Below are 21,427 nucleotides of genomic sequence, written 5' to 3' on the forward strand. Positions count from 1 at the left end.
CCCGGACACGACAACGCCCGACCCGGAGAACCGGATCGGGCGTTGTCGTGATGGAGTCAGGCGCGGACGGTGAGGCCCACCTTCTGGAACTCCTTGAGGTCGGAGTAGCCGGACTTCGCCATCGAGCGACGCAGGCCACCGACCAGGTTCAGCGAACCGTACGGGTCGTCGGACGGGCCGGTCAGCACCTGGTCGAGGCTCGGCCGGTCACCGAAGGCCACGGGCAGCAGCGCACCGCGCGGCATCGACGGATGCGCGGCCGCGGACGGCCAGTACCAGCCACCGCCCGGCGCCTCCGCGGACGCCGCCAGCGGCGCACCGAGCACCGCGGCGTCGGCGCCGCAGGCGATCGCCTTCGCCAGATCGCCGGAGGTGGCGATGTCGCCGTCGGCGATGACGTGCACGTAGCGTCCGCCGGTCTCGTCGAGGTAGTCGCGGCGAGCCGCCGCCGCGTCGGCGATCGCGGTGGCCATCGGCACCCCGATGCCGAGGACCTCACCGGTGGTGGTGGCACCCTCGGTGGAGCCGTAGCCGACGATGACGCCCGCGGCACCGGTGCGCATCAGGTGCAGCGCGGTGCGGTGATCGCTCACGCCGCCAGCGACGACCGGGACGTCCAGCTCCGAGATGAACGTCTTCAGGTTCAGCGGCTCGGCCCCGTTGGCGACGTGCTCGGCGGAGATGATCGTGCCGTGGATGACCAGCAGGTCGATGCCCGCCTTGATCAGCTCCGGGGTCAGCGCGCGGGCGTTCTGCGGGCTCACCCGAACCGCCGTGGTCACGCCGGACTCCCGCACCTGCGCGACCGCGGCGGCCAGCAGGTTCGACTGAATCGGCGCCGCGTGCAGCTCCTGCAGCTTCTTGATCGGCGCATCCGGGTCGGCGTCCGACTCGGCCAGATGCACCAGCTCGGCGATCTTGGCGTCGACATCGGCGTGCCGGCCCCACAGACCCTCACCGTTGATCACGCCGAGTCCGCCACGCTTGCCGAGCTCGATCGCGAACGACGGCGAGACCAACGCGTCCGTCGGATGCGCGAGCACCGGGATGTCGAACCGGTAGGCGTCGAGCTGCCAGGTCGTCGACACCTCCTTCGACGACCGGGTCCGGCGGGAGGGGACGATGTCGATGTCGTCCAACTCGTAGGTGCGACGGGCGGTTCGGCCCATACCGATCTCAACGAGGTCGCGCACGCGCGCCCCTTTCTTCGATGTGTAGTTGGGTGTGTGGCTAGCGGGCGGCAGTCCTACCGGGCTGCATAGTTCGGGGCCTCGACCGTCATCGTGATGTCGTGCGGGTGGCTCTCCTTGAGCCCGGCCGCGGTGATCTGCACGAACTGCGCTTCCTGCAGGTGTTCGATGGACGCCGAGCCGGTGTAGCCCATCGCGGCCCGCAGGCCACCGGTGAGCTGGTGGATGACCGAGCCGAGCGGCCCGCGGAACGGAACGCGGCCCTCGATGCCCTCCGGCACCAGCTTGTCCTCGGACAGCACGTCGTCCTGGAAGTAGCGGTCCTTCGAGTAGGACTTGCCCTGTCCGCGACTCTGCATCGCGCCGAGGGAACCCATGCCTCGGTAGCTCTTGAACTGCTTGCCGCCGACGAGAACCATCTCTCCGGGCGACTCGGCGGTACCGGCGAGCAGGGAGCCGAGCATCGCCGTGGAGGCGCCTGCCGCGAGGGCCTTGGCGATGTCCCCGGAGAACTGCAGACCACCGTCCGCGATGACCGGCACGCCGAGAGGCTTGCAGGCCGCGACGGCCTCGAGGATCGCGGTGATCTGCGGGGCGCCGACGCCGGCGATGACACGGGTGGTGCAGATCGAGCCGGGTCCGACACCGACCTTGACGGCGTCTACGCCGGCCTCGACGAGAGCCTGCGCGCCGCCCCGGGTGGCGACGTTGCCGCCGATGATCTGTACCCGATCGCCGACCTCGGCCTTGATCTTGGCGATCATGCCGAGAACACCGTTGGAGTGGCCGTGTGCGCTGTCGACGACCAGCACGTCGACCCCGGCATCGGTCAGTGCCATCGCACGGGCCCACGCGTCGTCACCGACACCGACGGCCGCACCGACCAGCAACCGGCCGTCGCGGTCCTTGGTGGCGTTGGGGTGCTGCTCGGTCTTGACGAAGTCCTTGACCGTGATGAGGCCGGTGAGCTTGCCCTGACCGTCGACGATCGGGAGCTTCTCGATCTTGTGGCGGCGCAGCAGGCCGAGCGCGGCCTCCGCGGTGACGCCCTCCTGCGCGGTGATCAGCGGCGCCTTGGTCATCACCTCGGACACGGGCCGGTTCTGGTCCACCTCGAACCGCATGTCCCGGTTGGTGATGATGCCGACCAGCTGGCCCTGCTCGTCGGTGACCGGCAGGCCGGAGATCCGGAAGCGTGCGCACATGGCGTCGACGTCGGCGAGGGTGTCGGTGGGCTTGCAGGTGACCGGGTCGGTGACCATGCCTGCCTCGGAACGCTTCACCGTCTCCACCTGTGCCGCCTGCGCCTCGGTCGACAGGTTGCGGTGCAACACGCCCATACCGCCGGCGCGGGCCATGGCGATCGCCATCCGCGCCTCGGTCACGGTGTCCATCGCCGAACTGACCAGCGGCACGTTCAGCCGGATCTCGCGGGTCAACTGGCTGGAGGTGTCCACCTGGCTCGGGATGACGTCCGATGCCGCCGGCAGCAGCAGCACGTCGTCGAAGGTGAGCCCGAGCATCGCCACCTTGTCGGGGCGATCTCCGCCGGTGCGCACGTGCCCTCCGGAATTTGTCATGCGGCTTTCGAACCTTTCCTTCGAACGTCGGTTGCGCTGGACCGTTCGGGCGCAGTCGCGCCGGGTGGAAAACCCACTACGCGCGCCCTGGCGAGTACCGATGCGTCGCAATTGCTAGGACTGAAACAATGCTCGATCCCCGGCGATGTATTCCCTCAGACCGCTCACCATGGTATCGGCTGCGCGTATGGGCGAGCGAACCTGGTGACTGTGACGGGTGGCGCAGACGGCCTCGCGCTGCGTACCGTGGACCTGTGCGTGATCAACTGCCCCCCGGTCTGCCGCCGGATCCGTTCGCCGGTGACCCCTCCGACCCCTCCGCCGCATTGGATGCGATCGAGCCGGGACAGCCCCTCGACCCCCACGAGCGGCTCGCCGTGGAAGAGGACCTCGCCGATCTCGCCGTCTACGAGGCGCTGCTCGCGCACCGCGGGATCCGCGGTCTCGTCGTCTGCTGTGACGACTGCCAGCAGGACCACTACCACGACTGGGACATGCTGCGCGCGAACCTGCTCCAGCTGCTCGTCGACGGCACGGTCCGCCCTCACGAGCCGGCTTACGACCCGGTTCCCGAGGCGTACGTGACCTGGGACTACTGCCGCGGCTACGCGGACGCGTCCATGAACGAGGCTCTGCACGGCGACAGCTTCGACGCCTGACCCGACCAACGACAACGGTCCGACAAGTTGCACTTGTCGGACCGTTTCGTTTTTCCAGCACGGTGTTTGTTCGAGCACAGTGATTGTTCGGGCTCGGCGCCGTCCGGGGCTTGCGCCGGCGCGGCCACTACCCGCCGCTGGGCGAGGTGTCCGGGACCAGGAGCTGACGCGTCTCGGTCAGCGGCTTCGACGTCGGGAAGAGCCGTGTGGTCGTCGCCGAGCCGGTCTCGACCGGGGTCGGAATCTCCGGTGTCGGCGACGGGACGGTCGTGACAGGTGGATTCGGCGTCGTCACCTCCACCGGCGGCGGAGTGGTCACCGGCACCTGCGTCGGCGGCACGATCGGCGCGATCAGGATCTCCGGCGGAACCGACGGCTGACTCGTCGTCTCGCTGCCCGGCAGCGTCGTCGGAGGCGGCGCCGGCAGCACGGTCGTCGGGATCTGGCCGCTCTGGCCACCGGTTGTCGTCGTGGTCGGAGCCGGGGTCGTGGCATTGGTCACGTCGGTCATCAGGCGGTCGTGCCAGGCGTTGAGCTCGTCGCGCTTCGCGGAGTCGTTGACGTCACCGACCCGCTTGCTCGCGGACTGCAGCACCGTCATCGCACCCTGGGCGTCGCCGGACTTGATCATCCGTTCCGCCTCTTCGAGGGTGTTCGCGGTGTCGATGCTCGCGACCGTCGAGTTGGCCCGCTCGGTGAACACGACTTCCTTGACCCGCCACAGCGGGTCGCCGGGCTGAGCGTTGTAGGAGAACACGGTCGCACCGGCCATCACGACGGCGATTGCAGCCGCTGCGCCCGCGACCGGGCGCAGCAGGCGCAGTCCGCCGCGCTGTGGGGACCGCCGACGACCCAGTTCGCGGTCGACCGCGGCGGCGGCCTCGTCGAGAGTCGGGCCTGCAGGCAGATCGGGGCCGACGATCTCGGCCCGCCAGCCGGCGAGGAGCGACGCGAGGCGGTACTCCTCCTCGGTGCTGGTCGCGACCTCGCCGCCACCGGCGAGCGCGTCGAGCAGGGCGTCGTCGCGCTGCACGGCGGCCAGGTCGAAGGGCTCGTCGCCGCGCACCTCATCGGCCAACGGATCGCCCTGGGGCAGGGTGAGATCGGCATCGGACGCATCATGACGCCGCGACCACTTGTCGTGACCGCGCTTGCTCCCCCTAGCCATACATCTCACCTGCTTTCGCTACTTCGGTCTTCAACTTCGCGAGCGCCCGGTGCTGGGCGACCCGTACTGCTCCGGCCGTACTTCCGACGGCCGCTGCCGTCTCCTCCGCGGACAGACCCACTACCAGTCGGAGGATGACGATCTCTCGGTGCTTCTCGGACAGCGTGCCGAGCAGCGCATTGACCTGCCTGCTTGTTTCGGAGTCCAGGGCGAGCTTCTCCGGACCCTCGTCCGAGGAGACGACGTCCGGCACCTCGGCCATCGACTCTGCGCGGTTGCGGCCGGCGTTTCGGTGCGCGTCCGCCACCTTGTGTGCGGCGATCCCGTACACGAACGCCATGAACGGGCGACCCTGATCCCGATACCGCGGCAGAGCGGTCATCACAGCCAGGCACACCTCCTGCGCCACGTCGTCCGCGGACAGGTGCCCCCGTTCCGCGGCTCCGACCCGTGATCGGCAGTACCGCACGACCATGGGTCGGACAACTTCCAGAACCCGAGCCAAGGCAACTCGATCGCCCTGCGCTGCGGCAGCGACTGCTGAGTCCAACTCCTCGCTCGTACTACTCATCGACAGTCTTTGTCCTGGCGTTACAGTGGCGCCCGTGTGACCGGACGGCCCCACCGATCGGTGGGACGTTTGAAGGATAGCGACCGACCCTCACGATTCCCTGAATCGCCCGCCTGCGCTGACGATTCGTGATTCGCAGCGCCGCCGGATCTCGTCGGCCTCCGGGCCTGGGGCCACTCCCCCGAGCAGCATCGAGGCCGCCCACTGCAGCGGGACCAGCCCGTGTTCCTCGCAGCGCGCCAGCACCCGGCGCGCGGGGTCCGCTGCCGCGGCCGGGTCGGCCCCGGCGCTGATCGCGGCGGCGAGCAGGAGTTCGGACTTGACCTGGTGCCGCACCGACGGCGAGTCGGCGGCCAGTTCCACCGCCGTTCCGGCGTGCCGGCGACCACGCGCGGAATCCCCCGCCGCGAGGGACATCTCGGCCGTCACCCAGTGCAGCCGGATCCGCTGCCGCCACAGCCGCGACTCCCCGCCCGGGAGCCCGGCACCGTCGATCAGCTCTTCGCACCGATCGAGCAACCGGAACCCGAGCGCCAACCGGCCGCAGCCGAGCGCATCGGCGGCCAGGCCCGTCAGCGCATCACAGCGGGCCTCGATGGCCGCCGCGGAGCGATCGTCGCCCGCCAGGACGAGAGCCCGGCCGTCGGATCCGGACGCGATCCGATGCCACCCGAGCTGACGCAGCAGGGACGCCTCGGTGCTCGCGGCCAGGGACGCGAGCACGGCACCCGGACGTTCGCGCCGCAGCGCCGCGAGTTCGGCGCGGGCACCCGCGTAGCGTCCCTGCCCGCCCAGTGCCACGGCCCGCAACCAGCGGTCGTGCGCCGAGCGCGCCTCGGGAAGCGCAGGGTGGCCCGGCGCCGGACCGAACGCGTGGTCGGTGAGGGACTCGGCTGTCGTCGCTGGCACGGGCGCAAGCGTAGGGCGCGCCCGACGGGCCGGTGAGCCGCAGCCCGCGGTTGGGGTCCGGACCGGGCCCGTCACGAAACGTTACCGACGAGTTTGTCGAGAGTTTCGATCACATTAAGATTTCGACTTGCAAAAGTATTGAACTCTTTCGCCTGCAGGCTTTGCCGATAACGACCGCTCTCGCACCGGTCCCCTGCACGGGCGATCCACCGGAACGCCATCACCTGCACGATCCCGCCCAGACCCGCCGCGACCGGCGCAAATAGCGCATACAGCCCGTCCCGATGACGTCGATGGACACTGACCAGGACATTCGCTCGACACCCGGACAAACAATCACGAAATTGTGTCGATGTCGATGAACGGATCGTTAATTCTCGCCGCAAGGGGTATGTAAATCACCACGTATTGAAACTGTTGACTCGATTTCCGGGCCGACTATAACGTTACCGTTGAAATTGATCGTGTGCGCGAGTGAACGACCTTCACCGCGGTGCAGGAAACGCGAAACGAGCGCTGTGTGCCCGAGCCGCCGACGTCAGGAGATGGAATGCCACAACCAAATCACCTCCCCGGCCCGAATGCCGACATCTGGGACTGGCAGATGCACGGACTCTGCCGCGGCGTCGACTCCGCGATGTTCTTCCACCCCGACGGCGAGCGTGGTCGCGCCCGAGCACAGCGCGAAATGCGGGCGAAGGAGATGTGCCGACAGTGCCCGGTGCTCGCCCAGTGCCGGAACCACGCACTGAGTGTGTGCGAGCCCTACGGCATCTGGGGCGGGATGTCCGAGGCCGAGCGCGAGGCACACACCCGGCGCTACCGGCAGCGGATCGCCTCCTGATCCGGCGCCACCGACACACGAAAGAGCCCCGGACGGGCACTCCCGTCCGGGGCTCTTCGCGTCAGGTGAGACCTAGTGGCTGTGCCCGTGGCCGTGGCCGGCGTCCTCGACCTCGGCCGGCTTCTCGACGACGGCCGACTCGGTGGTGAGCACCATCCGCGCGACGGACGCCGCGTTGACGACCGCGGACCGGGTCACCTTGACCGGATCGACGACACCGTCGGCGAGCAGGTCACCGTAGGTCAGGGTCGCGGCGTTGAAGCCGTGGCCCTTGGGCGCCTCCGCCACCTTGCTGACCACGACGGCCCCGTCGAGGCCGGCGTTGGTGGCGATCCAGAACAGCGGTGCCTCGATCGCGGTGCGGACGACCTCGACACCGGTGGCCTCGTCGCCGGAGAGCGACGCCGCGAGGTCCACGAGGACCTGACCGGCCTGCACGATCGCGGAACCACCGCCGGGGACGATGCCCTCCTCGACCGCGGCCTTGGCGGCGTTGACGGCGTCCTCGACGCGGAACTTGCGCTCCTTGAGGTCGGTCTCGGTGGCCGCGCCGACCTTGATGACCGCGACGCCGCCGGCGAGCTTCGCGAGGCGCTCCTCGAGCTTCTCGCGGTCCCAGTCGGAGTCGGTGTTCTCGATCTCGCGGCGGAGCTGCCCGACCCGGGTGTCGATCTCGGCCTGGGTGCCTGCGCCCTCGACGATGGTGGTCTCGTCCTTGGTGACGACGACACGACGCGCCGAGCCGAGCAGGTCGAGGCCCGCCTCCTTCAGCGACAGGCCGACATCGGTGTTGATGACGGTGCCCGCGGTGACGACCGCGAGGTCGTCGAGGAACGCCTTGCGGCGGTCACCGAAGTACGGCGCCTTGACGGCGACGGCCTTGATGGTCTTGCGGATCGAGTTCACCACGAGGGTGGAGAGGGCCTCGCCCTCGATGTCCTCGGCGATGATCAGGACCGGCTTGCCGGACTCGGCGATCTTCTCGAGCAGCGGCAGGAAGTCCGGCAGGGAGCTGATCTTGTCGCGGTAGAGCAGCACCAGCGCGTCCTCGAGCACGGCCTGCTGCGCGTCGATGTCGGTGATGAAGTACGGCGACAGGAAGCCCTTGTCGAACTGGACTCCCTCGGTGACCACGAGCTCGGTCTGCAGGGTGGAGGACTCCTCGACCGTGACGACACCGTCGGTGCCGACGCGGGTCATGGCCTCGCCGACCAGTCCGCCGATCTCCTCGTCGCGGGAGGAGACGGTGGCGACCTGCGCGATGGCCTCCTTGCCCTCGACCGGGGTGGCCGCGGCGAGCAGAGCCTCGGAAACGGCGTCGGCGGCCTTGGCGATGCCGGCGCCGAGGGAGATCGGGTTCGCACCGGCGGCGACGTTCTTGAGGCCGGCCTTGACGAGGGCTTGCGCGAGCACGGTGGCGGTGGTGGTGCCGTCACCGGCGACGTCGTTGGTCTTCGTCGCGACGGACTTGACCAGCTGCGCGCCGAGGTTCTCGAAGGGATCCTCGAGCTCGATCTCGCGGGCGATGGACACACCGTCGTTGGTGACGGTCGGACCGCCGAACGCCTTGGCCAGCACGACGTGCCGACCGCGGGGGCCGAGGGTCACCTTGACCGCGTCCGCGAGCTGGTCGACGCCGCGCTCGAGCGCGCGCCGCGCGGTCTCGTTGAATTCGATCTGCTTGGACATAAGTGCTGTTACTCCTGGGAAGGTCGGCGAGCCGTACCGGTGGAAACTGTTCCGTAACGCGGTCCGCCCCGGGTCCGTGGACGGGACGCCGGGGCGGAGGCACGTGGCTTACTTGGAGATGACAGCCAGCACGTCGCGTGCCGACAGGATCAGGTACTCCTGGCCGGCGTACTTGATCTCGGTTCCGCCGTACTTGCTGTAGATGACGGTGTCGCCCTCCTGGACGTCGAGCGGGATGCGCTTCTCGCCGTCTTCGTCCCAGCGGCCGGGGCCGACGGCGACAACGGTGCCCTCCTGGGGCTTTTCCTTCGCCGTGTCGGGGATGACCAGGCCAGAAGCCGTGGTCGTTTCGGCCTCGTTGGCCTGGACGAGGATCTTGTCCTCGAGCGGCTTGATGTTCACGCTCGCCACGATGAGCCCTCCACTTTCGGGGTTTTCGGCGCCCAGGGCTGCTCCCCGGGCAAGTCGGTTGTACTGCACGAATACGGCGCCCCACCTGGTCCCGTCGTCGCGGGTGCCGGAACCAGGTCGATGCCACCTAGCACTCTATACATGCGAGTGCCAGCGCTCAAGACATCGGACTGCTCGCGTCACCCGATTCGCCGCGGGCGAAATCGGAGGAGGTGAACGACCGGTGTCCTACAGTCGGCACCGTGGCAAACCTGAACAGACGTGGATTTCTCGGATTGGCCGGACTGGGCGCAGCGGGCGCGCTGGGGGTGGGAGCGTTCGGACGAGCCCCCTGGGGCACCTGGTACGCCGCCGCCGACACCCTGCCCGGCACCACCCTCGAGACGGTCGCCACTCCCCTCGGCACGACCGGCTACCGCTCGCTGACCGCGGGCCCGGGTTGGCCGATGATCGTCCGCGGCGAGCTCGCCGAGCCGAGGTCCGGCCGGGAGGACCGCCGCACCGCGCTGGCCTCGCTGGTGCAGCTGACCGATGTCCACATCGTCGATGCCCAGTCCCCGCTGCGGTTCGAATACGTGCACCCGTTCAACGGGTCGGCGTTCCGGCCGCAGGAGACGCTGACGACCCAGGGCCTGGTCTCGCTGGTCTCGCGGGTCAACGCGCTGGGCAAGGGTCCGCACACCCGCCGCGGCTTCGACGCGGTGGTGAGCACCGGCGACAACACCGACAACAAGGAACACGCCGAGCTCGGCTGGTTCCTCACCGCTCTCAACGGCGGCACCTTCGTTCCCAACACCGGCGCGAAGGACCGCTACGAGGGCGTGCAGAATTCGGGTGCGGAGCTGTACTGGAACCCGGAGTCCCCCCTCCGCGACATGTACAAGCAGGCCGGCTTCCCGCAGATCCCCGGACTGCTCGGCGCGGCACTCGCCCCGGTCACCAGTCCGGGCCTGAAGACGCCCTGGTACAGCGTGTTCGGCAACCACGACGACTCGGTGCAGGGCACCCTGCCGAGCGGCATCGGCCCCCTCGACGCGATGTACACCGGCTCCCTCAAGTTCGAGGTCCCCGATTCACCGGAGCAGGCCCGCGCCATCGACATCGCCACGAAGTTCGACCCCGCCGGGGTACCGGCAGCACTGGCCGCGATCACGACCCCGCCACGGCACGTCACCCCGGATCCGTCCCGCGCCCCGTTCACCCCGCGGGAGTACATCGCCGCCCACCTCGACCCGGCGAACACCGGACCCGGCCCGGTCGGACACGGCTTCGCCCCGGACGCCGGCGAGACCGGTATCGGCTACTACTCGTTCGAGATCGCCCCCGGCGTGGTCGGCATCAGCCTGGACTCGACCAACCGGGCGGGCTTCACCGACGGCTCGCTGGGCGAAGCCCAGTTCCGGTGGATCGAACGAACCCTGCAGGACGGCAGCAGCCGCTACCACGACGCCGACGGCCGTCCGGTCACACAGTCCCGCGACGACACCTGGTTCCTGGTGTTCAGCCACCACACCAGCGATTCGATGGGAAATCTGCTGCCCGATCCGGAGAACCCGGGTGAGCGCAGGCACAGCGGCGCCGAACTGGTGGATCTGCTGCACCGATTCCCGAACGTGCTCGCCTGGGTCAACGGCCACACGCACGAGAACCGCATCACCGCGCGGCCGGGTGCGACACCGGTGCAGGGATTCTGGGAGATCAACACCGCCTCGCACATCGACTTCCCGCAGCACGCGCGGATCATCGAGGTGGCCGACAACGCGGACGGCACGATATCGCTGCTGACCACGCTGATCGAGGCCGACAGCCCGTACGAGGCTCGCCACGGCGACTTCTCCCCCGCCGGCCTGGCGTCGCTGTACCGGGAGCTCTCGTTCAACGACATCCACGCGGATGCCGCCGCGCTCGGCAGCGCGGGCGACCACAACACGGAGCTGCTCCTGCCCTCACCTCGCGCGTGACGAATACCGGATGGCCAGTATGCTTCCACCGTATGTTGCACGTGAAATGCAAGTGACGTAGCGTCCCTGACGTGCAGCTGACCAAGTTCACGGATCTCGGGCTGCGCGTGATGATGCGCCTGGCCGTCGCCCCCGGCGGCGGTGGACTGACTACGAGTCAGGTGGCGGACGAGATGTCGATTCCCTACACCCACACCACCAAGGTTGTGTTGCGGCTCAAGGAACTCGGCATGGTCGAAGCCCGCCGCGGTCGGGGCGGCGGGCTCTCCATCACCGAACGCGCCCGCGGAACCTCCGTCGGCTGGCTGACCCGTCAACTCGAGGGTGACGACGAGGTCGTCACCTGCGACGGCACCACCCCGTGCCCGCTGCGGCACGGTTGCAAGCTGCGCAACGCCCTGCGCCGGGCGCAGGACGCGTTCTACGACGCACTGGACACCATCACGATCGACGACCTCGTTCGCGAGCCCGACGCCCGGGTCCTGCTCACCCTGTCCACGCGACCGGCCGAGATCTAGCCGGCCACTGGTCCGCTCCGGTCGTCTCCGTCGCCGCGGCGCCGCCGGCCGGCCCGCACCGCGGCGGTGATCACCCGCACCCCGGCCGCGAGCAGCACCAGGTTCCCGACGATCTGCACCGACACCACGGCCCGCGCGGTCTCGGTCTCCGCGACGATGTCCCCGAAGCCGACGGTGGAGAAGCAGACGAGGGTGAAGTACAGCGCGTCGATCCTCGACAGCGCTTCGTTGAAGCTGTCGACCGCCGACTGCGACATCAGGTGATAGGCCGTCGCGTAGACGAGCAGGTAGGTCGGCACCGAGATGGCGAGCGCCTCGAGCGACTGCAGACCCGGATACCGCGCGGTGACGATTCGCCGGATCTGCCAGACGAACACCCCGAGAACCACTAGGAGGCACAGCAGCAGGCCGCCCAGCGCCGACATGGTCGACAGGTCGTTCAGTGGCACCAGGAAGTACACGACGACCAACAGCACCGCGCTGATCACCGGCCGCAGGACCGCGCGCCGGATCAGCGTGCGCCGCGTCGCCTTGGGCAGGGACGCAAGCCCGTCCGGTGCCGGGACGTCGCGGCCCCCGGCAGGGACCTCTCGGTCCCCGTCAGTGGACATCGCCCCGGTCCGACGACTGGCTGACGGTGACGGACAGGCCCGGGTCGGTGGCGACGGTCAGCGGCGAGGGGGTCGCTCCCCCGGCGATGACGTGGGCACCCAATGCGGCGATCATCACGCCATTGTCCGTGCACAGCCGTGGTTTCGGGATACGAAGCGTCAAACCGGCCGCGGCGCACCGTTCCTGCGCCAGGGATCGGATCCGCGAGTTGGCGGTCGCGCCGCCGCCGAGAACGAGGGTGTCGACCCCGACGTCCGTGGCCGCTCGCACCGCTTTCATGGTCAGCACGTCGGCGACGGCCTCCTGGAACGACGCCGCCACGTCCGGGATCGGGACCGGCTCGCCGGCCCGTTCCTTGGACTCGACGTAGCGGGCCACCGCCGTCTTGAGTCCGGAGAACGAGAAGTCGTGCCGGGCGTCGCGCGGACCTGTCATGCCGCGGGGGAACGCGATCGCCTTGGGATCTCCGTCCTGCGCGGCGGCATCGAGGGCGGGCCCGCCCGGGAAGCCGAGACCGAGCAGACGGGCGACCTTGTCGAACGCCTCCCCTGCCGCGTCGTCAACGGTGGTGCCCAGTTCCTCGATCGGCCGGGCGAGGTCACGCACGTGCAGCAGGTGGGTGTGACCACCGGAGACCAGCAGCGCCACGCACGGCGGCATCGGCCCGTGCTCGAGGGTGTCGACGGCGACGTGCCCACCCAGATGGTTGAGCGCATAGAACGGCACGTCCCACGCGGCCGCGTACGCCTTCGCCGCGGCGGCGCCGACGAGCAGGGCCCCGGCCAGCCCGGGGCCGATGGTGACGGCCAGCGCGTCGGGCTTGGCGATCCCGGCCTGCGCCAGTGCGCGTCGCATCGTCGGGACGATCGCCTCGAGGTGCGCCCGCGAGGCGACTTCCGGGACCACGCCGCCGTAGCGGGCGTGCTGATCCACACTCGACGCGACCTCGTCGGCGAGCAGCTCGCAGGTGCCGTCCTCGCGCCAGCGGACGATGCCGACTCCTGTTTCGTCACAGGAGCTCTCGATACCCATCACGATCACGACTGCGGCTCCTCCGACTGTGTCGACCGCCCCGGCCGGCGCATCGTGTATGCGTCGGCCCCGCTGGGCTGATAGTAGTTTCGGCGGGTTCCCACGATCTCGAACCCTTCCCGCCGGTAGAGGGTGATCGCCGCGTCGTTGTCGGTGCGCACCTCGAGGAAGACCGGACCGCCGTACCCGTCGGCGAGACGCAGGAGTTCGTCCAGGAGCAGTGAGCCGAGCCCGCGGCGGCGGTGCGCCGGATCCACACCGATCGTGTGGACCTCGAACTCCGCGTCGGTCACGGTGCCCAGCAACGCGATTCCCGCGTAGCCGACGACTGCGCCGGCCTCGTCCCGCACCACGAAGTAGTGGTTGTGCGGGTGCGCGAGCTCGGACCGGAACGCGGCAGCACTCCACGGACCGTCCCCGGCGAAGAGCAGGGTTTCGAGTTCGGCGCAGCGCTCCGCGTCGGCAGGTCGCATCTCGGTGAGCGCGTAGCTCATTTCTTGCGATCCGCCATCTCGACCGCATCGGGGCGCCGAAGATACAGCGGCACAAGCGGTTCCGGGTTCACACCGGCGAGAATCGCGGGTGCCGCCACGGCGACCAGTCCGGCGGGCGAGGGCGTCTGCACGTCCACCACCGGCAGGTCGAACAGGTCCGCGTGCACGGCCGACCCCGCCACCACCACCGACGGCTGCGGCTCGACGTCGGCGGGCTTGTTCACCGCGGGGCCTTCGACTCGCCGGCCCCCGGAGTAGCGCGCCCAGTACACCTCACGACGCCGGGCGTCGGTGACCACCAGGAGATCTCGCCGGTCCGCGGCGGTCGCATCGGCCGCGACGGCATCGAGGCTGCACACCCCGTGCACCGGGATGCCCAGCGCATCGCCGAAGGCGGCGGCGGTCGCCATGCCGACTCGCAGGCCGGTGAACGGGCCGGGCCCGACACCGACGACGACGGCGTCGAGGTCGGCCGGGACGTGACCGGACTCGGTCAGGCACTCGAGGATGTGCGGGGTCAGCACCTCCGCGTGGGCGCGGGCATTGACGGTGATGCGGTGGGCCAGGGTGCGCGGGGAAGCGCCGTCGAGGCGGACCACCCCCGCGGTCACGGCCGGGGTGGCGGTATCGACAGCGAGAACGAGCACGGCTATCGAGGGTACTCGCACGTCAGTGCGGTAATGACGGCGGCGGTGTTCACGAGACCCAACCCCACTGCGCCGTGCGGACATCGGACTCCGGTTCGCGGCGCAGCCGCACCAGCAGGTGCCGGTCCGCGAGATGCTCGACGATCCCCTCGCCCCACTCGACCACGACGACCGCACCCGCCAGATCGGTGTCCAGGTCGAGGGCGTCGAGTTCGTCGAAGGTGGCGGAGCGCTGCGCCCCCAGGCCGAGCCGGTAGGCGTCGACGTGCACCATCGCGACCGGGTCTCCACCACCGGGGCGCACGCCGGGCCGGTGCTCACGGGCGATGATGAACGTCGGGGAACTGACCCGGCCCTGCACCCCGAGCCCAGCGGCGATTCCCCGCGCCAGCGCCGTCTTCCCGGCCCCGAGCGGCCCGTCGAGCACCACCAGGTCGCCGGCGCCGAGTTCGACCGCCAGCCGCCGGCCGAACGCCTCGGTGTCCTCCACCGTCGGGAGGTGGATGAGGGTGTGCCCGGATTCAGCCACCGACGCTTTCCTTCCATTCGAGGTCCTGGTCGGCGACGGCCCGCGTCACCAAGCGGTCGATCGAGTCGGTGACCCGGATCGGGAACTCCAGCTGCACCAGGTGCCCGGCCGAAACCACCCGCACCAGTTCGGAGTTCGGCAGTGCGTCGGCCAGCGCCTGCGACTGCACGAACGGAATGACCATGTCCGCATCTCCGCACAGGACCAGCGCGGGCAGGTCCCCGAGTACCGGCAACGCGGCCGATTCGTCGTGCAGTTCCAGCGATTTGAGGAAGTTGACGATTGTCGTCACGGACGTCTCGTTGAGCATGCTCTCGGAGAATCGCTGCAGCGACGGGCTCACCTCGGTGCCGAAGGAGGCCGCCCGCAGGATCGGCGAGATGATCGCGCGGGCCGCGCCGCGGCCCAGCTGGACGACACCCGGTGCGGTGCGCACCGCGAGCCGGAACGCGTCGATCACCGGGTTCTGCAGGTTGCGGCTCAACCCGGTCTGGTTCAGTCCGGCGGCGGCGGTCGAGAGCAGTCCCACGCCGATCACGTGGGTGCCGAACAGTTCCGGAACCTGGCGTGCCAGCGACAGGATCGTCATCCCGCCCATCGAATGCCCGACCAGGACAACCGGACCGTTCGGCGCGACGGTCCGGAGGACGGCGTGCAGGTCACGACCCAACTGCCCGACCGAACAGGACTCGGGGCTCGGGGTGCCGGAGCGTCCGTGCCCGCGCTGGTCGTAGAACACCATACGTACCGCATTCCCCCAGCGTCGGCGCAGCTGCCGTCGCTGGAAGTGCCACGAATCCATCCGCAGGCAGTAGCCGTGCACGAACACCACCGTCAGCGGCGCGTCGGCAGGCCCGACCTCGCGGGTCGCCAGGGTCACGCCGTCGTCGGCGACGACCATGCTGCCACGGTCGCTCTCGAGCAGGCCGAAGTCCTCGTCCGCGTGCCGGTCCCGCCTGCGTCGGCTCGGCTCGGTTCTGTGGTGCACGGCCCGCACGCCGGCCAGCGCCCCGACCGCGGTCGCGACTCCGGCCCCGCCGATCGCACCGCGGCGTCCGAACGGCATCACCGCCAAACCTGCTCGTCACCGGTGTAGCTGCGCACGACGCGTCCGCGCACCCCGGTGACCACCTCGTAGTGGATGGTGTCGAGGGCGTCGGCCCAGTCCTGTGCGACGGGTTCGCCGCTCTCGCCGGTACCGAACAGGACCGCGGTGTCGCCCTCCGCGACCGGGCCGGGGTCGGTCCCGAGATCGACGACGACCTGGTCCATGCACACCCGACCGATCTGCGGGTAGCGGCGCGACCCGATCTGCACCTCGAACCGGCCACCGAGCGCGCGCGGCACACCGTCGGCGTACCCGACGGGCAGCAGGGCCACAGTGGTGTCGTGCGGGGCGATCCAGGTGTGCCCGTACGACACCCCGGCACCGGCCGCGACCTTCTTGACCAGTGCGACCCGGGCGCGCAGCTCCATCGCGGGCCGCAGTCCGAACCCGCCGAGTTCCGGCACCGGGGACAGCCCGTACAGAGCGATGCCGGGGCGAACCATGTCGAACCGCAGATCCGGTCGGGTCAGCGCGGCCGCCGAGTTGGACAGGTGCACGCGATCGACCCGCATCCCGAGCCGGGCGGCCCGGTCCACGGCGTCGCGCAGCACCTGCGCCTGCGCGTCGATGACGGGGTGGTGCGGCTGGTCGGCGTGCGCGAGGTGGGAGAACACGCCCCCGAGCCGCACGGCGCCCTCGGACTGCGCGCGGGCCAGTCCGTCGAGCAGCTCGTCGAGTTCCGTCGCGGACACACCGTTGCGGTTCAACCCGGTGTCGACCTTCAGCGTCACGCCCGCCGTGGTTCCGACCGTGCGAGCGGCGGCGACCACCGCGTCCAAGTGCCGGGGTGAGGAGACGGCGAGTTCGACGTCGGCGGCGATGGCGGCACGGAAATCGGTGTCGGCGGTGTGCAGCCACGACAGCACGGGCGCCGTGATTCCTGCCGCACGCAGGGTGAGTGCCTCGCCGACGGTGGTGACGCCGAGTTCGGAGGCACCGGCAGCGAGCGCGGTCCGCGCCACCGGGACGGCTCCGTGGTTGTAGGCGTCGGCCTTGACCACCGCCATCAACGCGGCGTCACCGGCGTGCTCGCGCAGGATCCGAACGTTGTGGGCGATCGCGTCGAGGTCGATCAGCGCCTCCGCTTGCGGTGACGTTTCGGACAAACCGGATTCCTTCGGTGGGACGGACTCCGTACGGTCACTGTGCGCGGTGATGGTCATGATGCGTCAATCCTGCCACCACCTGCCGTTATGCCCAATGACCTCGCTCACTGTCGAGGTCACGGATTGACCACACGCTGCGCGCGAAGGATGCGGATCGCGGACCTGACCTGCTCCGACAGGGCCCCGGCCGAGATCGGTGCGAGCACCTCCGATCCTTCGCCCGCAGCCAGGGCCGCGGCCAGGGAGTGGGCCCGCGCGCCCATCGCGGCGGCGGTCGAGGCATCCAGCCCCGTCGACATCAGCGCCCCGATCACCCCAGAGAGGACGTCCCCGGAACCGGCGGTCGCGGCCGCGGAACCGCCCGCCTCGTTGACCAGGACCTGGCCCTCGGGGTCGGCGATCACCGTCGAGCGTCCCTTCAGCAGTACGGTCACCCCCCACCGGGCCGCCAGGGCCCGGACGTGGCCGACCCGGTCGTCGGCCGGATCGATGCCGGCCAGTCGGGCGAACTCACCGGCGTGCGGCGTCAGCAGGGTGGGTGCGGTGCGCCCGGCGACCAGCGCCGGCTCGGCGGCGAGCACGGTCAGCCCGTCGGCGTCAACGAGGACCGGCAGATCCGACGCCAGCGCGGCGCGCAGAAGTTCGCGGGCGGCGTCCCCGGTACCGATCCCCGGCCCGACCACCCATGCCTGCACCCGGCCGGCGTCCGCGAACGTCTCGGCGGCCACGACCTCCGGCCAGCGCGAAAGAACCTGCGGGGCGGCAGTTCCCACGTACCGGACCATGCCGGACGTGGCGGCGACCGCGCCGCCGCAGCACAGCACCGCGGCGCCCGGATAGCGGTCGCTCCCAGCGACCACACCCACGACGCCCTGGCTGTACTTGTCGTCCACCGCACCGGGCAGCGGCCACCGCACCCCCACCTCGTCCGGGGTGAGCGCGGCGATCGCCGCGGGCGGCAGGTCCAGCCCGATGTCGACGAGTTCGACCCGCCCGCACCGCGCGCCGGCGAGCACGTGCACCGGTTTCAGCGCACCGAAGGCCACGGTCACCGCGGCGGTCACGGCGGGCCCCGCGGTGGCACCCGTGTCGGGGTCCACGCCGCTCGGCAGGTCGACCGCGACGATCGGCGCGGAGATGCCTGCCACCAGCGCGGCCGCCGCCGGTCGCAGCGGCCCTCGGCCCGAGATCCCGACGATGCCGTCGAGGACCAGGTCGGGATCCCCCACCTCCTCGTCCACCCGGCCCCCGGCCGCACGCAGCGCGGCGAGTCCCGGACCGTGCGCGCGGGCGGGATCGAGGAGGACCGCCCGCACGGCCACCCCGCGCCGTCGGAGCATTGCGCCCGCCCACAGCGCGTCGCCGCCGTTGTCCCCGGACCCGACCAGCAACGTCACCGACCTTCCCGCGACACCACCTGTGCGCGAGCGCAATTCGGCTGCGGCCACGACGGCCAGGCCGTGTGCGGCCCGGCGCATCAACGTGCCCTCCGGCAGTGCCGCCAGCAGTGGCGCCTCGGCGGCACGGACTTGCGAGGTCGTGTGGAACCGGCGCACCGGACATTCCTCCCGATCGATCGATACGACGAGACGACCGTATCGAGAGGTCTACGCTCGGTCCATGCGTGCACTCGCGACCTCGACCGCCACCGCACTGCTGCTCCTCGGGACGCTGGCCGGCTGCGGCGACTCCACCGACACTCCGTCGACGGTGCCGACGCCGTCCGCGGAGGCGACGTTGCCCGCCGACACCACGGTGGTGCGGGTCGCGGGGATGGCGTTCACCCCGGCCACGGTCACCATCAGGGTCGGACAGTCGGTCACATGGCAGTTCGACGACAACGCGATCCCGCACAACGTCACCGGCACCGGCGCCGCCGCCACGGAACTCAAGAGCCCGATCCTGGCCAGCGGCACCTACACCAAGCAGTTCGACACGCCGGGCACCTACGCCTACGAGTGCACACTGCACCCGAACATGACCGGAACCGTCGTCGTCACCGACTAGACCACTCGGTCGAATTGCCGGTTTCGCCCGATTGGATCCGGGACTACCCTCATAACATGAACACGATTCGGGTCGCCATGTCGTGTGCCGCGGCAGCCGCCCTGATCTCCTTCGCCACACCGGTCACCGTGCTCGAGGCCTCGGCGCAAACCGGGACCGAGTACACCGTTCAGGTCACCCAGATGGCCTACCGGCCGTCGACTCTCCGGATCCACGTGGGCGACACCGTGACGTGGGATTTCAGCGACGCCAGCAGCGCGCACAGTGTCACCGCCACCCAGCGGGGCACCACGCACGACTACTTCGACAGCGGCACCATGACCGGCGGCTATTACACCCACACGTTCAGCCAGCCCGGCACCTACCCGTACCGGTGCAACGTGCACACCAGCATGGGCGGCACGATCGTCGTCGGCTAGGGCGCCGACGCGCCCGTGTGTGCTCTTCGCCCTCGGGCGGGCGGGGCCCCCTCTGGGGAGAAGAGCACTCACGGGCGGCGGAGCCGAGTGTCACTCGACCGTGACGGACTTGGCCAGGTTGCGGGGTTTGTCGACGTCGTAGCCGCGGGCGCGAGCGATCTCGGCCGCGAACACCTGCAGCGGCACGGTGGACAGCAGCGGCTGCAGCAGCGTCGGTGCCGCGGGGATCTCGATGAGATGGTCGGCATGCGCGCGCACCATCTCGTCGCCCTCCTCCGCGATCACGATCGTGCGGGCACCACGAGCCTTGATCTCCTGGATGTTCGAGACCAGCTTCGAGTGCAGCACCGCCCGCCCCTTCGGGGACGGCATCACGACGATGACCGGCAGGCCCTCCTCGATCAGCGCGATCGGCCCGTGCTTGAGCTCACCGGCGGCGAAGCCCTCCGCGTGCATGTACGCGAGCTCCTTGAGCTTGAGCGCACCCTCGAGGGCCACCGGGTATCCGACGTGCCTGCCGAGGAACAGCACCGTCGACGCATCGGCGAACTCGCGTGCCAGTGCCCGCACCGGCTCGACCGTCTCGAGCACCCGACTCACCAGGGCGGGCATCGCCTCGAGTTCGGCGTACTCGCGCGCCACCTCGTCCGGGTACTTGGTGCCGCGCGCCTGCGCGAGGGCCAGCCCGACCAGGTAGTTGGCGGTCACCTGGGCGAGGAACGCCTTCGTCGACGCGACGGCGATCTCCGGACCGGCCCGGGTGTAGAGGACGGCGTCGGCCTCGCGAGGAATCTGAGCGCCGTTGGTGTTGCAGATCGCAAGCACACGGGCCTTCTGGTCCTTGGCGTGCTTGACCGCCTCGAGCGTGTCGGCGGTCTCGCCGGACTGCGAGATCGCGACGACCAGCGTGGACCGGTCCAGGACCGGATCCCGGTAGCGGAACTCGCTGGCGAGTTCCACCTCGACGGGCAGTCGGGTCCAGTGCTCGATCGCGTACTTGGCGAGCAGGCCGGAGTGGTAGGCGCTGCCGCAGGCGACGACGAAGACCTTGTCCACGTCGCGCAGCTCCTGGTCGGACAGCCGCTGCTCGTCGAGCACGATCTTGCCGTCCTCGAAATGACCGAGCAGGGTGTCGGCGACCGCAGAGGGCTGCTCGTCGATCTCCTTGAGCATGAAGTAGTCGTGGCCACCCTTCTCGGCGGCCTCGAGGTCCCAGTCGATCCGGAACGGATGCCCGGTCGACTCGTTGCCGGCGAAGTCGGTGATCTCGTAGCCGTCCGCGGTGATCACCACGACCTGGTCCTGGCCGAGCTCGATCGCGTCGCGGGTGTGCTCGATGAACGCGGCGACATCGGAACCGACGAACATCTCGCCGTCGCCGACACCGACCACGAGCGGGGTGGAGCGGCGAGCGGCGACGATGGTGTCCGCGTGGTCGGCGTGCGTGAACACCAGCGTGAACGCACCCTCGAGGCGACGGAGCACCTTGTGCGTGCTGGCCACGAAATCGCCGGCCGTGTCGCCCTCGGCGTACGCCTGCGCGACGAGGTGCACCGCGACCTCGGAGTCGGTGTCGCTGAGCAGTTCCACCCCGGCCGCCTCGAGCTCGTGGCGCAGCGGGGCGAAGTTCTCGATGATGCCGTTGTGCACGACGGCGAGCTTGCCGCTCGCATCGCGGTGCGGGTGGGCGTTGCGGTCGGTGGGGCGACCGTGGGTGGCCCACCGGGTGTGGCCGATGCCGGTGGTGCCGGCGAAGCGTTCCGCGCCGACCTCGGCCAGCTCCGCCGTCAGGTTGGCCAGCTTCCCAGCCTTGCGTTCGACCGCGAGGCCGCCCGCGCCGTCCAGGACCGCGATCCCGGCGGAGTCATAGCCGCGGTACTCCATCCGCCGCAGCGCCTCCACCACGACGTCCAGGGCCTGGCGGTGGCCGACATATCCCACGATTCCGCACATGGCTCCCAAGCCTACTGGGC

Annotated in this window: 22 protein-coding genes; 6 read left to right on the plus strand and 16 right to left on the minus strand. The window is 70.0% G+C overall.

Annotated elements, in window-relative coordinates; all coding sequences use genetic code 11:
* Positions 1–56: 56 nt before the first annotated feature.
* Positions 57–1,193 (minus strand): GuaB3 family IMP dehydrogenase-related protein, encoded by a 1,137-nt coding sequence (locus ACWEPG_RS22830; RefSeq protein ID WP_450132490.1) that lies wholly within the window; start codon positions 1,191–1,193, stop codon positions 57–59.
* A 53-nt stretch (positions 1,194–1,246) separates the two neighbouring features.
* The gene (guaB, locus tag ACWEPG_RS22835) at positions 1,247–2,770 is read right to left on the minus strand and encodes an IMP dehydrogenase (protein WP_450113434.1); all 1,524 of its coding nucleotides are present in this window, start codon (positions 2,768–2,770) and stop codon (positions 1,247–1,249) included.
* Positions 2,771–3,024: 254 nt separating this feature from the next.
* Here guaB and ACWEPG_RS22840 point away from each other — a divergent pair, with 254 nt between their 5' ends.
* A complete protein-coding gene (locus tag ACWEPG_RS22840) occupies positions 3,025–3,429 on the plus strand; it encodes a DUF5319 domain-containing protein (protein ID WP_450113433.1) in 405 nt (134 codons plus the stop codon).
* 127 nt (positions 3,430–3,556) lie between these two features.
* Here ACWEPG_RS22840 and ACWEPG_RS22845 read toward each other — a convergent pair whose 3' ends face one another.
* The 3 genes from ACWEPG_RS22845 to ACWEPG_RS22855 form a co-directional block, all read right to left on the minus strand.
* On the minus strand, positions 3,557–4,597 hold the full coding sequence (locus ACWEPG_RS22845; protein ID WP_450113432.1) for an anti-sigma-D factor RsdA: 1,041 nt from the start codon (positions 4,595–4,597) through the stop codon (positions 3,557–3,559).
* A complete protein-coding gene (locus ACWEPG_RS22850; RefSeq protein ID WP_450113431.1) occupies positions 4,590–5,168 on the minus strand; it encodes a sigma-70 family RNA polymerase sigma factor in 579 nt (192 codons plus the stop codon). Before ACWEPG_RS22850 ends, ACWEPG_RS22845 begins: the two co-directional genes overlap by 8 nt.
* A 90-nt stretch (positions 5,169–5,258) precedes the next feature.
* Complete coding sequence (locus ACWEPG_RS22855) at positions 5,259–6,077, minus strand: hypothetical protein (protein WP_450113430.1); 819 nt, start codon at positions 6,075–6,077, stop codon at positions 5,259–5,261.
* A 550-nt stretch (positions 6,078–6,627) separates the two neighbouring features.
* Between ACWEPG_RS22855 and ACWEPG_RS22860 the strand changes: the two genes are divergently transcribed.
* Entirely contained in the window at positions 6,628–6,921 is a 294-nt protein-coding gene (locus tag ACWEPG_RS22860; RefSeq protein WP_450113429.1) for a WhiB family transcriptional regulator, read from the plus strand.
* Between the two features lie 72 nt (positions 6,922–6,993).
* Here ACWEPG_RS22860 and groL read toward each other — a convergent pair whose 3' ends face one another.
* Together groL and groES are read right to left on the minus strand one after the other, a co-directional pair.
* The gene (gene groL, locus ACWEPG_RS22865; RefSeq protein ID WP_452595416.1) at positions 6,994–8,610 is read right to left on the minus strand and encodes a chaperonin GroEL; all 1,617 of its coding nucleotides are present in this window, start codon (positions 8,608–8,610) and stop codon (positions 6,994–6,996) included.
* Positions 8,611–8,718: 108 nt separating this feature from the next.
* Positions 8,719–9,021 (minus strand): co-chaperone GroES, encoded by a 303-nt coding sequence (groES, locus tag ACWEPG_RS22870; RefSeq protein WP_007535256.1) that lies wholly within the window; start codon positions 9,019–9,021, stop codon positions 8,719–8,721.
* 242 nt (positions 9,022–9,263) lie between these two features.
* Here groES and ACWEPG_RS22875 point away from each other — a divergent pair, with 242 nt between their 5' ends.
* Together ACWEPG_RS22875 and ACWEPG_RS22880 are read left to right on the plus strand one after the other, a co-directional pair.
* On the plus strand, positions 9,264–10,982 hold the full coding sequence (locus tag ACWEPG_RS22875) for a TIGR03767 family metallophosphoesterase (protein WP_452595417.1): 1,719 nt from the start codon (positions 9,264–9,266) through the stop codon (positions 10,980–10,982).
* A 71-nt stretch (positions 10,983–11,053) separates the two neighbouring features.
* Positions 11,054–11,500, plus strand: coding sequence for an RrF2 family transcriptional regulator (locus ACWEPG_RS22880; protein ID WP_450113426.1), 447 nt, complete (start codon positions 11,054–11,056; stop codon positions 11,498–11,500).
* On the opposite strand, the gene ACWEPG_RS22885 is transcribed toward ACWEPG_RS22880, so the two are convergent.
* From ACWEPG_RS22885 to ACWEPG_RS22920, 8 genes are read right to left on the minus strand one after another with little or no spacing between them, the layout of a single operon-like run.
* Positions 11,497–12,111: a potassium channel family protein gene (locus ACWEPG_RS22885; RefSeq protein WP_452595418.1), complete on the minus strand. Its 615-nt coding sequence runs from the start codon at positions 12,109–12,111 to the stop codon at positions 11,497–11,499. The two genes, ACWEPG_RS22880 and ACWEPG_RS22885, sit on opposite strands and share 4 nt — an antisense overlap.
* Entirely contained in the window at positions 12,101–13,153 is a 1,053-nt protein-coding gene (gene tsaD / locus ACWEPG_RS22890) for a tRNA (adenosine(37)-N6)-threonylcarbamoyltransferase complex transferase subunit TsaD (RefSeq protein ID WP_450113424.1), read from the minus strand. The genes ACWEPG_RS22885 and tsaD overlap by 11 nt, the downstream gene beginning before the upstream one ends.
* Positions 13,150–13,638 (minus strand): ribosomal protein S18-alanine N-acetyltransferase, encoded by a 489-nt coding sequence (rimI, locus tag ACWEPG_RS22895; RefSeq protein ID WP_450113423.1) that lies wholly within the window; start codon positions 13,636–13,638, stop codon positions 13,150–13,152. Before rimI ends, tsaD begins: the two co-directional genes overlap by 4 nt.
* Positions 13,635–14,285, minus strand: coding sequence for a tRNA (adenosine(37)-N6)-threonylcarbamoyltransferase complex dimerization subunit type 1 TsaB (tsaB, locus tag ACWEPG_RS22900; protein WP_452595419.1), 651 nt, complete (start codon positions 14,283–14,285; stop codon positions 13,635–13,637). The genes rimI and tsaB overlap by 4 nt, the downstream gene beginning before the upstream one ends.
* Positions 14,286–14,334: 49 nt before the next feature.
* On the minus strand, positions 14,335–14,814 hold the full coding sequence (tsaE, locus tag ACWEPG_RS22905) for a tRNA (adenosine(37)-N6)-threonylcarbamoyltransferase complex ATPase subunit type 1 TsaE (RefSeq protein WP_450113421.1): 480 nt from the start codon (positions 14,812–14,814) through the stop codon (positions 14,335–14,337).
* Positions 14,807–15,880, minus strand: a complete 1,074-nt coding sequence (locus ACWEPG_RS22910; RefSeq protein ID WP_450113420.1) for an alpha/beta fold hydrolase — start codon at positions 15,878–15,880, stop codon at positions 14,807–14,809. Before ACWEPG_RS22910 ends, tsaE begins: the two co-directional genes overlap by 8 nt.
* On the minus strand, positions 15,880–17,085 hold the full coding sequence (alr, locus tag ACWEPG_RS22915; protein WP_452595420.1) for an alanine racemase: 1,206 nt from the start codon (positions 17,083–17,085) through the stop codon (positions 15,880–15,882). The genes ACWEPG_RS22910 and alr overlap by 1 nt, the downstream gene beginning before the upstream one ends.
* Before the next feature lie 59 nt (positions 17,086–17,144).
* Positions 17,145–18,584, minus strand: a complete 1,440-nt coding sequence (locus tag ACWEPG_RS22920) for an NAD(P)H-hydrate dehydratase (protein ID WP_452595421.1) — start codon at positions 18,582–18,584, stop codon at positions 17,145–17,147.
* A 64-nt stretch (positions 18,585–18,648) separates the two neighbouring features.
* On the opposite strand from ACWEPG_RS22920, the gene ACWEPG_RS22925 reads away from it, so the two are divergent.
* Together ACWEPG_RS22925 and ACWEPG_RS22930 are read left to right on the plus strand one after the other, a co-directional pair.
* Positions 18,649–19,035 (plus strand): cupredoxin domain-containing protein, encoded by a 387-nt coding sequence (locus ACWEPG_RS22925; protein WP_450113417.1) that lies wholly within the window; start codon positions 18,649–18,651, stop codon positions 19,033–19,035.
* A gap of 56 nt (positions 19,036–19,091) precedes the next feature.
* Positions 19,092–19,454, plus strand: a complete 363-nt coding sequence (locus ACWEPG_RS22930; RefSeq protein ID WP_450113416.1) for a cupredoxin domain-containing protein — start codon at positions 19,092–19,094, stop codon at positions 19,452–19,454.
* Positions 19,455–19,544: 90 nt separating this feature from the next.
* Here the strand turns inward: ACWEPG_RS22930 and glmS are convergent, their stop codons facing one another.
* Positions 19,545–21,407 (minus strand): glutamine--fructose-6-phosphate transaminase (isomerizing), encoded by a 1,863-nt coding sequence (gene glmS, locus ACWEPG_RS22935; protein ID WP_450113415.1) that lies wholly within the window; start codon positions 21,405–21,407, stop codon positions 19,545–19,547.
* Positions 21,408–21,427 lie beyond the last annotated feature (20 nt).

It is taken from the genome of Rhodococcus sp. NPDC004095, assembly GCF_053604015.1.